Origin of the sequence: Pedobacter aquatilis, assembly GCF_032678405.1 — a bacterium.
GTDB classification, from domain to species: Bacteria; Bacteroidota; Bacteroidia; order Sphingobacteriales; family Sphingobacteriaceae; genus Pedobacter; species Pedobacter aquatilis_A.
The window spans coordinates 1-13,345 of the sequence record NZ_JAVTSJ010000008.1 but is presented as its reverse complement, the minus strand read 5'-3'; the positions used below and the strand labels follow the sequence as shown (position 1 = coordinate 13,345).

Annotated in this window: 6 protein-coding genes; all 6 read right to left on the bottom strand. The window is 39.0% G+C overall.

Annotated features, from left to right (window positions below; translation table 11 throughout):
- Nucleotides 1-54: 54 nt before the first annotated feature.
- Nucleotides 55-2,589 (bottom strand): alpha-L-rhamnosidase, encoded by a 2,535-nt coding sequence (locus R2R71_RS19310; RefSeq protein ID WP_316832924.1) that lies wholly within the window; start codon nt 2,587-2,589, stop codon nt 55-57.
- Between the two features lie 392 nt (nt 2,590-2,981).
- Nucleotides 2,982-5,750 (bottom strand): alpha/beta hydrolase family protein, encoded by a 2,769-nt coding sequence (locus tag R2R71_RS19305; RefSeq protein WP_316832923.1) that lies wholly within the window; start codon nt 5,748-5,750, stop codon nt 2,982-2,984.
- Nucleotides 5,751-5,841: 91 nt separating this feature from the next.
- Nucleotides 5,842-7,152, bottom strand: a complete 1,311-nt coding sequence (locus R2R71_RS19300) for a thioredoxin family protein (protein ID WP_316832922.1) — start codon at nt 7,150-7,152, stop codon at nt 5,842-5,844.
- Nucleotides 7,153-7,383: 231 nt separating this feature from the next.
- Nucleotides 7,384-8,937 carry a RagB/SusD family nutrient uptake outer membrane protein gene (locus R2R71_RS19295; RefSeq protein WP_316832921.1) on the bottom strand — a complete coding sequence of 518 codons (1,554 nt, stop codon included), beginning with the start codon at nt 8,935-8,937 and terminating at the stop codon, nt 7,384-7,386.
- 19 nt (nt 8,938-8,956) lie between these two features.
- Nucleotides 8,957-12,286 carry a SusC/RagA family TonB-linked outer membrane protein gene (locus R2R71_RS19290; RefSeq protein ID WP_316832920.1) on the bottom strand — a complete coding sequence of 1,110 codons (3,330 nt, stop codon included), beginning with the start codon at nt 12,284-12,286 and terminating at the stop codon, nt 8,957-8,959.
- Nucleotides 12,287-12,621: 335 nt separating this feature from the next.
- Nucleotides 12,622-13,345 (bottom strand): FecR family protein (locus R2R71_RS19285; protein ID WP_316832919.1); only part of this gene is annotated, 724 nt, incomplete at its 5' end.

Genomic DNA, 13,345 nt, shown 5'->3' with positions numbered 1-13,345 from the left:
AAAGATAACCGATATGTCGATTCGATCAAATATGAAAATAGAATATTCCATGAATCAGATATAAAACAAAAATTGTGAGCACCCAGTTTTCAAAGGCACCTTCCTCGTCACTTGAGTTGTTTGTTTTGGAAACACAAATACTGAAATTATGTCCTTTGGAATCTGAAAATCCGCTACCACCCGCTTCCCCACCACCTTCCACTTCACCCTGATCTCCCCCTGCGGACTTTTAAACCGCACATCCACCCATTTCATCCGCTCATCAATCACTGGCGATATCTCCACGGTCTTAAATCCAGGTGAAGTCGCTTTTATACCGGCCATGCCGGTATAGAACCATTCCCCTACTGCGCCATATGCAAAATGATTTAGCGAACATTCCTTTGGTTTCCCATCTTCCCCTATCGCATCCCATTTCTCCCAGATGGTGGTAGCGCCTTTGGTGATGGGGTATAACCAGGAAGGCATTTGTTGACTCAGCAGTAAATCGTAAGCGAGCTTGCCGTAACCGTAACGGCTGAGTACGGGTAGCAGGAATGGTGTTCCCAGGAAACCGGTTGCAAGCCGGCCACCATTGGCGCAGATGCTCGTGGCCAGCGCATCGGCAGCAGCCTGTCTTTTGTCGAGTGGCAATAGCTCAAATTCTAAGGCCAACAGGTATGCGGTTTGGGTGCGGGTGGCTTTGGTACTAAAGTCCCCGTACTCGGTATTGAATTTATGCTTAATTTCCTCAGCCAGTTTAGTATAAGTTTCAGCGTCTGTCTTTTTACCCAATACTCCAGCAGCCTTGGCCACAACGGCGCAGGAATGAGCGTAATAAGCCTGGTTGATGTAAGGAAGTGAGGTGGAATCGCCTTGCGCGTACCAGTCACCATAGCCTTTATCTAACCACAGTCCGTTTTGGGTTCTGGAGCGAATGTAGTCGACCCAGGCTTTCATGCTGTTGTATTGGGCTTTCAGGATGTCTTTTTGGCCATAAAACTGGTAATGTCTCCATGGGATGAGTACGGCGGCATCTCCCCAGCCGGCGGTGCCGCCTTTAGGGCCTTTGTTAGGGCTTTTAAAGTCGGGGATGATGTTGGGCATGCCGCCATTACTGCCTTGATCGGTTAAGATGTTTTGGAGGTATTGTTTGTAAAAGGTGTTAACGTCTTTGTTGTAGGCGGCGGTGTTAAAGAAGACTTGGGCGTCGCCTGTCCAACCGTACCGTTCGCTACGCTGTGGACAGTCGGTTGGGACAGAGATGAAGTTTGATTTCATGCTCCATAGGATGTTGGATTGGAGTTTGTTGATGAGGGGATTGGAGCTGGTGAAGGTGCCGGCAGGGTTTAGGGAGGAGTATAGGGCGACGGACTGGGTTTGGCCAAGGCTAAGGGTGGTTTGGGGATTGAGCAATAATAAAGAAGGTTTTGGTGGGGATGTTTTTTTTGGAGATTTTTTAAGATTGAAATTTTTATTGACTAGGGTGTGTTGGTGCTGGGTAGTGTTTTGGGGGTTAGGGTTGTTTGTTTTAAAGTTATTTTTATGGGCAGGGGTATATTGGCTTAGGGTACCCTTAAGGGTGTTAGGGGATGTTGCGCTGTTGGTTAAGTTTTGATTTGGGGTTTCAGTTTTATTATTTTTGCTTTGATTATTGTTATCAGGTTTAGCTGGGCTGATGCGTATGCTGGCGTAGCGGAAACCGTGGTAGGTAAAGTGTGGTGCTAAGGTTTGTTGTTTTCCGTTTAAGATGTAGGTGTCGGTGGCTTTGGCGAGGCGGAGGTTTCCGGTGTAGAAGTTTCCATTTTCATCAAGGGTTTCAGCGTGTCGGACAAATAGGGTGTCTCCTGCCCTGCCTTTGATGGCTAAGCGCACGAAGCCTGCTAGGTTTTGGCCGAAGTCAAGGATGGTGTTGTTATTTTGGTCTTCCCAGTGTTTTTTGATGCCAAAGGTCTCGTGGGTTTGAATCGGAGGTGCGACGGATGGGGTGATTTTGATGTTGGGTGCCTGCATTTCCTGGATGCCGATTTTGGTAAGCCTTTTTGGTCGGGTGTCCTGGAGTTCGCCGTCGTAAAAATCGGATTGTTTGATGTAGGATGTCGTGGCGGTCCAGTCCTTGCCGCTGCTAATGGTTTGGGTGCTGCCGTCGGTGTATTTTAGGGTTAAGCTGCAGCAGAAAGCGGGCTGGTTGCCGTAATGGTTTGGAGTTTTGTCCGCGCCAAAGGGACCGCTGTACCAACCTGGGTTTAATAGGATGCTTAAGGTATTTTGTTTTTTGATTTGTTTGGTGAGGTTATAGGTTTGGGAATTGAGGGTTTGGGTATAGTTCCTCCATCCTGGGGCAAAATAGTCCTTGGATATTTTTTTGCCGTTTAGGTAAGGTTCGTATAGGCCTAGGGCGGTGATCGTTAGGTGCGCCGAGGAAAGGGTTTTGTGAGTGTTGAGGATGATGGATTTTTGGAAGGAGGGAAACTGGGCAGCGCTGTGCAAAACGCTATTATATGCAATTGGTAGTATTTGATTTAATTTCGCGCGATGAAAAGACTGACAATTTGCCTCTGTTTGAAATAACATAAATAAAAGCAACCAAATGATGAAACCTATTTTCATAATTATTTAATAGCTGTAATGAGTCTGTTTGTAAAAACAAACGATCCTAAATAAGATCCTAGGCATAAAGCTGTAAGTCACGAAATAGTAAGAGTAAAATTCAAATTTCTTGTAACCCCTTCCTGCAATTCCTTTGCCACCTCTGGTTGATCACTGATTTTGGATACTTTGTCAGTTATGCAGAAAACACCAACCCAGGTTGGAATTCATGATCTCATTTACCAATTAAGTCTGCTATCACTATTAATCTTATGATAAAATCAATGGTGATATCTTAAAAACTTTATCTCAAACTATCATGCAGTGTCCTGAAAAAATCGATTATGCGTACTTATTTTAGTTTCAAATTGCTATAATTTTTATATCGGTTTACCCTGACTTTAAGAAATACTTTATTCATTTAATTTTGTTTCGATTACTTTATCTTGAAAAGGCTTCCTAGAGTACTCTTTAATCTTCAGTGTATCTGGTTTAGTATTAGAGCTGCCCCTAGGAGTAACACCGTTTGGCATGAGATCTGTTGCTAATGACTTCCCCTTTGAAGTTGCTGGAATTCCCTGTACCATCCATCGTGGTGCAGATGTGTCTTTTAGATAATAATCAAAAAACTGCTGACTTCTAGTAGTATAGTCATATGAATCTTCACCAAACACAAGATGATTGCCATTATCATATTGTAAAAGCCAAACGATTTTACCGAGGCGACGCAAAGCCATATAGAATTCGATTCCTTGTGAAAAAGGAGCCACTCCATCTTTTTTACAATGCATCATTAATAATGGAGTTGAGATTTTGTCTGCAAAAAATAATGGAGAATTTTTAATATATAAATCGGGTCTCTCCCAAGGAGTGGATGCCAATCGAAGCGGATTACCCTCCATGAAGAATTGAAATCCCGAACCGCCTCCTGAAATTTGACCATACCAAGTTATCAGGTTTGAAATTCCAGAAGCTGATAGTGCAGCAGCAAATATATTTGTATGCGTCAACACATAATTTGTTTGATATCCTCCAAAGCTATGCCCTTGTAACCCTAACTTTGAACCGTTAATCCAGAATTTAGATTTAAAAAAATCTGCGGCATCAGTAATAGCTGACAGGGCCGACTCGCCAGTGTTTCCTATCTCAAATTCAATATCGGGCGTAATTACTATATAACCTCTACTGGTGAACCAAGGGATATTAATAGCACCAGTTGAAAACATAGGTGTTTTCGACCTATAGGTGTTTTGAGTTAACCTTTCATAATAATGGAATATTGCTGGATAAGTTTTAGTGCTATCAAAATCTTCAGGAAAATATGCTGTGGTTTGCCTTATGATTCCATTTTTCCCATGGTAGACAAAAATTTTACCAAATTGCCACCGAACCTTACTTTCAGGATGATTAAATGTAATTGGGCTAAATTCAGTAAGCTTTCGCGAAATAAAAAAATTATTGGAGTTTCGATCATCTCCCTTTTTGACTAGAAATCTGGGTGAGCTCTGATAATTGAAACGACTTATAGATTCAAAGTAATAAGGGCCCATAAAAAGCTTGGATAGCGAACTTGGCTTGCCCAATAACACTGAATAAAATCCTGAGAATTTATTATTTTTATCATGTGCTGATAAAACAATTTCCTGTCCTAATCGTAAATGGCCAATGTTGACATTTTGAGCTATCCGAAATCTAATATTTTTTCTCAATCCTTCACCACCAGTGATATTAATTATACGATAATCAGTCATGTCCACTAGAAACAAATCATTGCAGAGACTATCATCTTTATCATTGCTAAAAGAGATTATCATTGACTTATCGTCCTCAAACCACTCTGGCGATAGAAATTGTCTTGGAATATAATTATTGGTATCAAATGGAAGGATATTCGATAGTAAACTGTCAACAGAAACGAGTGTACTCGTAAATGTATCAAATGAAAATAGTGTTCTTGAATTGCCTCCATAAGCACTCCCGTGACCTGTAATATATCTTTTAGTCTTAGAAAATGTACCATTTTGTATTTTGGGAATTCTGTGCGATGATTTCGATAGTAGATTAATAAACGTTATTGTACTGCGGCCATTTTCATTCCACAGATCTTCATGCTTGTCACCATGTTTTTGTTCAACCAAAAATACCCCTAATTTTCCATCTTCCGTTGAACTGATGATTGATTCGTCAACATTACATATATACCTAACTTCACCAGTTGCAATATCAACCGCAACCTTTTGCCTTAGAATTGTGTTATTAGGAATCTCCGCAAGTTGTTGGTCCATGAGTAGAGAATCACGATAACTCCACAAATCCAACTGTGGTCCCGTAATTTTTTTTCTCACCAAATTGTCTGTAGATAATGTGAAAACCACGAACCGCCCTCTCATCGAAAAGAAATCTATTTCATCTATTTTTGAGCTACTTTGCGTTGATAAATCTGTCCCAGAAATCAGTTTAGTGGCCGTCACACTGCTTTTATCTAACAGCAAAATAGTTCCTCGATTTCCAGTTGTCAGGATCATTAACTTTCCATCATTGCCTGGGATGCAATTACTGAAATCTTCACCACTCCAGACGACTCGTTCTTTATCTTCATCAAATAGAATTTTCACTAACTCTCGATTTTTTCCGCCAGCATTTCGTAAATACCAAAGAACTCCACCATCAACCCAGTAATTTTCTACTGAATCGTTTAGTTTTCGATTTTTATCTGATGCTGTTAACCCTTGTAACGAAAGCCGATGTGTATTTGAATTAAGATATACAACATACTCCTTATCTTGAACTGAGATAAATTCGAGTTTCTGTGCTTCGACATTCAAGACATAACTACCCCGTATAATATCGAAAACCTTAAAAAAATTAGTTTCTGATTTATATACCAAAAAATTACTGTCAGATGAAAAAAAAGCGTCATCGAGCGAAGTATTGTCAGCCTTGTGAAGCGACTTTCCCAAATAGGATTTTAGAATTATACTTTCGCTGTGATTCATTTTACCATCTCTCAAGCTAAATATGAAAAATTTTCCACTGCGTGAAACTTTTGCATCATTAATGGTCGTCCATTTTGAGATGACTAAACTGTCAATAATTTTATTACTTTGAGCCTTTGAGTTGGTGTTTAATAAAAAAACTGACGCAAGCAAAGTTACTTTGATTAATATCTTTTTTATTTGCATATGTTCTATTTTTATATGTAAAGTTTCAAATTCTACGAGACAACGAAGATTAAGTTGAGGTGATGTTTGATTTAAAGTATGATGATCAAAATTACTTCCATGTTGGTTTATTATTTTTCATCTTTAGCAATGTTGAATAAAATTCATCCTCTGGATTTGTAGCTGCAGCACCAATTTCGTGTATCCGGCTATCGACAATTGATTTCTCAATTTCAATCGCTTCGATAGTTCTGCCCAACTTGTATAATAAATTGGCTTTCGTATCCAAAAATTCGTTCAATTTTGATTTTGCAATCACTTCCTCCTGCCATTTAAGTGCACGTTCCAATAGATGCTTGTCGTTACTATTTAAGAACAGACCATACCATGCGTAATTATTTTGCAACTTAAGTCCAATTATATCATTTCTATCAACAGGATATTTTTTGTTAAGGCTATCTACTGAGTTGGCAAATTCTTCCCAATCAATAATCCTTTGTTGAAACAATAAAGATATTTTCTCTTTTAAAAAATACTCGTCGCAATCAGCATAAGGATAATATTTTTTGAAGCTAGAGCTAATCAGCTGCCAATTTGGCTTTTCTCCCGAAGGATGTGAATTAATAAAAAGTTTATGATAGATTTGCTCCTTTGTTATCACCGCCTTAACAAGGTTCTGTGACAAACCCCGTATTATTGAGTCAACGCGATAAGGTCGATTAAGGCAAACTCTAAAAAGTTTATCTTTAGATGTTAACAATTCAGGAACTAGTCGGAAATAATTTAAGTATTCATACGATAGAAGCTTATTTAACGGCAATCTATCCAGAAAATCGCTTTTGTACCTCGCTCGTACTTCCCATCCCAATTTGGGTTTACCCAACTCAAATGCTTTGTCAGCGAAGTTTCGGAAATCTGTTAGAGCAAGTTTGTTATCTTTGTACAGGCTATCCAAATATTCAAAATTCGTTTTTGAATCATATACATCTAAGCTGTGTTTAATAAATTCTACGGCATTTAGATAACCGCTAAGTTTTGATAGAATTCTTCCATCTGGCGCAATAAATAACATCGTCGGGTATACGGAAACCTGGTATGTGTTCATAATTAATTGTGCATCAGAATACCAACTTCTCGTGTAGATGTTGTCAAGTGCAGAACGATCCAGTTGTAATTTTACAGAGATGTATTTTGAATTTATAATTTTTCCAACATCATTATTCTCATATACATCTTTATCCATCATTTTGCATGGTCCACACCAAGTCGCAAAACAATCCACAAATATGTTTTTTTTCTCTCTTTTTGCCATTCTCAATACTTCATTCCAAGAGTCTGCACGTTCGAAGTTTATCCCATGAGTTTGCGGTTTTGAAGTTAAAGCTGAGATTAATAGCCATGCTAAGCATATAATATTTTTCATGTAGTTCAGTTGAAATAAAATGTAACATAATAGTTAGGAGAAAAATCAAGTTCTTACGGGTGTTTTGAAAACTTTCAAACAATCTATGAATATTATTACCAAGTTTAATCAGATGCATTTCCAAAAATGTTAAACGATTATACATAGCGGTTAATGACCGTAAGGCTCGTACTACAATCCTTTTTTCAAACTTTGTTGACAATCGGAAGTAGCGTGAACAAATAATATTTTTCAGTAACCTGGATTTTGATGACCAGTTAGATTCGGATTGGCGCTCAAATCTGATTCAGGAATAGGAAACAACTTAGCAAAATTGTTCCACGTCGTGCCCTTTGCCCGGGAAACAATAGGTAGCACTTCATCCGCTCTCGTCAGAGATGGATTAGTAAAACCTGAAGTCCGCTTCAAATCAAACCACCTATGTCCATTCTCTGTAAATAATTCAATCTGCCTTTCATGCTCTATAGCTTTTAAAAGATCAACTCCCGTTAAAGAGCTAGACAAAGGTGGTAGAGGGTTTGGTATAGCTATTGACGGTAACAAACGAGCGCGGTTTCTTAATATATTCAAATCGAGTACAGCTTCTGATATGTTTTTGAGCTGGGCATTAGCTTCTGCACGTATTAAATATTGCTCCGCTAAACGGAATTCCACATGTGACTCCGTATTATTTATTTGCGTTCTAGGTGCTTTATATTTGTTAGCATAACTAAAAACTTTTCCTGTGGAGGTCGTAATAGTCCCAACCCAACTTGATTTACGACCATCGCCAGCCTCGAAAGAATTCAATACAAAATCACTAAGGTAGATCCCGTCGACGCCAGACGTACCAGGACCAGTAGCAGGAAGGATGAGACGGCTCTCACCAGCATTAAAACCAGAATTTGAATCATTTCCTACAGATTGCAGTCCCCAGATAACCTCTTGACTATTATTTAGAAAAACATTGGATAATTCCTCGAGCTTAAATTGGGTGTTGTTATTAATCACCCCTGTAGCTTCCAAAACTGCGTCTGAATAATTGCCAGCATACAGATTAACTCTAGCCAATAAGGCCTTGGCTACCCATTTTGTAGGCCTCACACGTGGGGTGCTCGATTTAGAAGTTTTTAGATCACCTTCAAGGAAATTGTTTCCTAATAATCCCTGAGCTTCAATCAAGTCCTTAATAATTTGCTTGTAAACTTCTACGCTAGAAGTTCTCCCGATTAACCGATTAATATTAGGATCAGTTCCTGTTATTAAGGGAATATCACCATATGTGTTTACCAGAAAGAAGTAACTGTAGGCCCTCAAAAACAAGGCTTCACCTAATAGTTGATTCCTAATTCCTGGACTCAATGTTTTGCTAGCACTTAACCCTTGAATCCCTGCATTGGCTCTAAAAATTAACGAGTAAGTAGAAGTCCAATAACTTGCGCCAGGGCCGCTGTTTGGTGATAATGTATTAGAATAGAAGGCAAACCAATCCAAATAGTTTCTGTCATAAAGTTCCAACTCATCCGCAGAAAGGCCAGCAAAGAAAAAGAAACTTGAGTAGTAATTTACGCGAATGTTTAGGTTATCGTCACTTAGGGAAGCATAAATAGCGGTGATCGCTTGAATCGCTGTCTGATCAGATGTGTAAACGTTTTCCCCATTTACCGAATTTAATGGAGCTGGCACCTGAAGTATTTTTTTACACCCTAAAATAGAGCTAGTTAAGAATATTAGAACTAGAATTTTTAGCTTAATGAGTGATTTGATTGCCAAACCAGATCTCGATTTTGGATTATATAATTTCATGGTAATTCGAATTAAGAATTTATAATTTGACCTTCACTCCCGCAGTAACTATTCTTAAAGGGGCGAGCACATTGAAGCTAAAAGCTTCAGGGTCATAACCTTTAAAGTCCGTAATCTTTAGTAAATTTTGAGCGGTCATGAATATACTTATCCCATCTAGTCTCAATGATCTACAATATTGTTCTGGAACTTGATAAGTGAGTGAAACGTTTTTCAGGGAAAGGTATGAAGCATCTCCCAAGCTTGCATCACTGTTTGCTAATGCGGAGTAAGCGGGTATTAATCCAGTTACGGTGTACGCTGCGCTGGGTACTTGAATTCTTGCAACATCTCCTGACGACTTCCAATAGTTGCCATCGATGTAGGCTGGCTGATTTATCAGCGGCGTACCTGGTAAACGTCCAAATTGATAATTACGAGCAATTTGTTTTACATAGCTTAACAAAAAGCTTAGGTGCCAAGATTTAAAAGCGATGTTATTACTTAGGCCGGCCGTAAATGTTGGCAATCCAATATAATCGACGACGGAATTTCTGTCGGTGGCAAAATTAGGAGCTGAAGTAAATCCTCCGCTTGCTTTAAGATATTGATATAGGCCTGTCTGAGGATTAACTTCAGCATATCCATAGTATAAGTTCGTCGAAATTGATCTACCGACCCGATATTGATTTGCATACGGAGAAGTTTCTAAACCAGGAAAACTGACTAGCTTATTTCGAACAGTCGATGCATTGAAGTTGGTAGTCCAACGAATGTCGGATTTCTTTAATAAAGATATTCCCAAGGTAATTTCAAGTCCAGAATTTTCGACTTTTGCATCAAGATTCGAAGTAAAGGAACCAAAACCAGTTGTACTAGGAAGTGAATAGGCCAATAATTGATTAGATGTACGATTTCGATAAAATGTTGTATTCAGGGTGATTCTATCATTTAAAATTCCAATATCAATTGATCCTTGGAGTTTGCTAGTTTTTTCCCATTGTAAGTCAGGATTTGGAATATTCGCGGGAATTAGACCAACCACATTTTGATAATTTACAGGTGAGCTCGCTGCATAATAGAGGTTTAGATACTGATACTCACCGATTGCGTCATTTCCAGTCGTGCCATAACTAATATTTAGTTTTCCAAAGCTTATTAGTGGTTTTAGCATTTTCAAGAAAGATTCATTGGAAAATATCCATGAACCAGCTGCACTCCAGAAATTATGCATAGTGTTATTTCCCCCAAACCTTGATGAGCCATCTCGTCTTAGATTGAGGCTCAGCAGATATCGATCGTCCCAGTTGTATCCGAATCGTCCAAACACACCTCCATAGCGATACTGAGTCAATGTCGTTCCCTGAGCAACAACGCTGCCAGCTGATTGTAAATCTTCAAGTAGCAAATCATTACTGTATCCTATCCCCCGAATAATCTGTTGGTTGATACCGCGATTTTGATAAGTCGAACCCAGTAAAAAGTCTAATTTGCTACGACCAATGGCATTTTTATAAGAAATAGTTGGTTCGATACTGAAAGAACCAATATTACCATTTGAAAAAAAAGTATCTCCCTTATAAGTAGCCCTGTATTCTGGCGCAACACTATTGATGGCTGTTGTTTTCAATTCATCTATTCGCATTACAGTATAGTTGAATTGAGTGTCGAAACGAATTTGTTTTGATAATTGATATCCTAATGAAATACTACTGACCAAATTAGTTGTCTTAATTTTGTTTTTGTTGTTGATATTTGTTGATAATGGATTTGTCCAAGTTGAGGCGCCCGCACTGTTCGGCTGCCAATTCAAGGTCCCATCGTTGTTAAACAATGAAGGGGCATTTGGTGCGAGCGTTAATGCCACTGCGGTAAGGTCTTGAGCGGGCAACCGGTCAACGTCGAGCATATACATTAAATTGAAAAATGCTTTGAATTTTTGATTATTGCTTGTATGGAGAAGATTAATACGAAAAGACCCTTTTTGGTCATTCAAGTCGGGAAAATGATTCATGACAGTAGTTTCTCTATGATAAGTTCCACTTACTAGATATTGGTCTGAGCTGCTACCACCCGATATTGACCCCTGCAAGTTTGTATATTTCGCAGTTCCCCCAATAAGTTCCTGTTGCCAGTTTGTTTCTCTATTCGTTTCCCAAATCCCATTTATATCGTATTGACTCGGATATTGAACTGAATTGGAACTCAGTTTATCAACATTAAAATAAGCATACCTTCTTAAATCCAAATATTGTTGAAGATTTAACATTTTTAGGAACTTTGGCTGTTCTCCGAATCCTTGCTGAACATCAAAGTCAACTATAGATTCACCAGGATGTGGCTTGCGTGTACTAATAAGCACCGCACCATTTGCAGCCCTGGACCCGTAAATAGCAGTAGCATCGGCATCTTTTAGAATACTAACACTTTCTATATCGTTGGGATTAATAAAATTTAAAGGGTTTCCATTCGCGTTAAAATTGGAATTGGTGGTACCTGAACCAGATGTTGATAAAACACCTCCAGAAAAACTTGGTAACAATTGAGAAAAATAAGGAACTCCATCAACTACATATAAAGGATCATTACCTCGAGTCATGCTATTCACTCCCTGTATTTGAACTCTTACACCACTATTGGCACTACCTGAAGATTGCTGAACCACAATCCCAGGAACCTCGCCCTGTAGCGCGAGTAATAAATTGTTTATTGGCTTATTATCTATTTGCTTTGAGCTAATAGAGCTTATGTTTCCCGTACTTAACCTTTGAGAGGTTGTGCCATACGCTTTAACAATTACTTCGTCAAGTTTAGAAGTTGCAATTTTCAATACAATGTTTCCAAGATCCTTTTCAGCAAGGATTTCTTTGGCATCAAAACCAACTGAAGTAATGATTATTCGATCACCAGAATTACAATTAGCCAAGAAAAATTTCCCCTGTTCATCCGTCAGCGTCGCTGCGCGTGAGCTAATTATTCTAATTGTAGCGCCCGGAATGGGACGACCTTGATCGTCCCTTACCACACCCCGTACATCAAAGCTCTGAAAGTACCTCGAAATTGTGTTAAGAAAAGAAATCTCTTTTTTCTTCACAATGATCAAGTTATCGTTTATCTGAAAATCTACTTCACCTCCTCCAATACTTTTGAATACCTCTGCAATGCTGCTTTGATAAAACGAAACATCAATTCTCTTATCAGATTTCAGTACGTCGTCAGAGATGAATACATCGTAGCCGGTCTGCTTTTTAAGCTCAAAGAAAATTTCGTTCAAGGTGATATTTTTTTTAACAAGCGATATCCGTTGTCCAAAGGTAGTAGCACTTACCTGAAGCAGTGTTATAAGTGTTAAAAATGTGGTTAGTTTCATAATCAGTAACCATTTGTGTATATACGCTGGTGGCGTATATAGATATCTAGTAAAATTTATATACATTTGTCTTGCTAGTTTTTAAGCTTAAGTGGCTGAGGTCCAATTCATGCACTTGGCTTGGTTTAAGAAAATTTGGTTTATCCGATTTTCGGATTAGCAAAAGGACTGAACATTTTGTTGGTCCTTTTTTTGTATACTGGCTTTTCTAAGCTGGCGGAGCTTTTCTGTTTTTCTTCATGTTGTTTGGTTTTGGTTTGACTTTGTTTAATGGGTGGTTAACCCCATTCATTCTTGTATTAATTATATTTAATGTTTGGCTTTTTTTCAGATAGCTATCTACTTACCCTAATGATTTTACCTTCAATCTTAAAGTTGACTTCGCTTCCTTTGGATATGGCGTTGAGCATTTTATTGAGGTTGTCAAATCTGCTCAAGGTTCCGTAGAATCGTTCATCCTTGATGGTTGGATCGTCAAAGATGAATTCGACGTCATACCAGCGTCCTACTCTTTTCATGATGCTGCCGAGCGGCTCTTTGTCGAATGCGAAATAACCTTCTTTCCAGTCGATGAAAAGTTCGGGCTTAACTTCTTTTGTCATGAGGGTGCCTGCTTTGGTGAGGGTAGATTGCTGGCCAGGACTTAAAGTTAGACTGTTCTCTTGGCTTTTGTTCAGGGTCCCGGCATTCGGATTGTTTTTGCTGTTTTGATTGGGTGAAGTTTTTACCTGGACAGTTCCTTCGAGTAAGGTGGTCTTTATGGTATTGTCATCATGGTAGGCACTGATGTCGAATTGAGTACCCAAAACGGTTACAGTCTGGTTGGCGGAACTGACAACAAAGGGATGTTTGTTATCGTGTGCGGCTTCAAAGTAGGCTTCGCCGACCAAGCTTACCTCGCGTCTCGGTGCTGCAGCGAATGAGGAAGGGTAAGAGATGGATGATGCGGCGTTAAGCCAAACTTTGGTGCCATCTGGGAGGACGACTTTTGCGGTTTCTCCATTGGCTGTGGTAAGGGTATTGATTTTTGTGTTATCGGTTTGCTTGGTGTCTGTAATT

Bases quoted from the DNA above. Each gene is read 5' to 3' on its own strand.
- R2R71_RS19295 (WP_316832921.1), bottom strand. From the start codon at position 8,937: ATGAAATTATATAATCCAAAATCGAGATCTGGTTTGGCAATCAAATCA.
- R2R71_RS19290 (WP_316832920.1), bottom strand. From the start codon at position 12,286: ATGAAACTAACCACATTTTTAACACTTATAACACTGCTTCAGGTAAGT.
- R2R71_RS19305 (WP_316832923.1), bottom strand. From the start codon at position 5,750: ATGCAAATAAAAAAGATATTAATCAAAGTAACTTTGCTTGCGTCAGTT.
- R2R71_RS19300 (WP_316832922.1), bottom strand. From the start codon at position 7,152: ATGAAAAATATTATATGCTTAGCATGGCTATTAATCTCAGCTTTAACT.
- R2R71_RS19310 (WP_316832924.1), bottom strand. From the start codon at position 2,589: ATGAAAATAGGTTTCATCATTTGGTTGCTTTTATTTATGTTATTTCAA.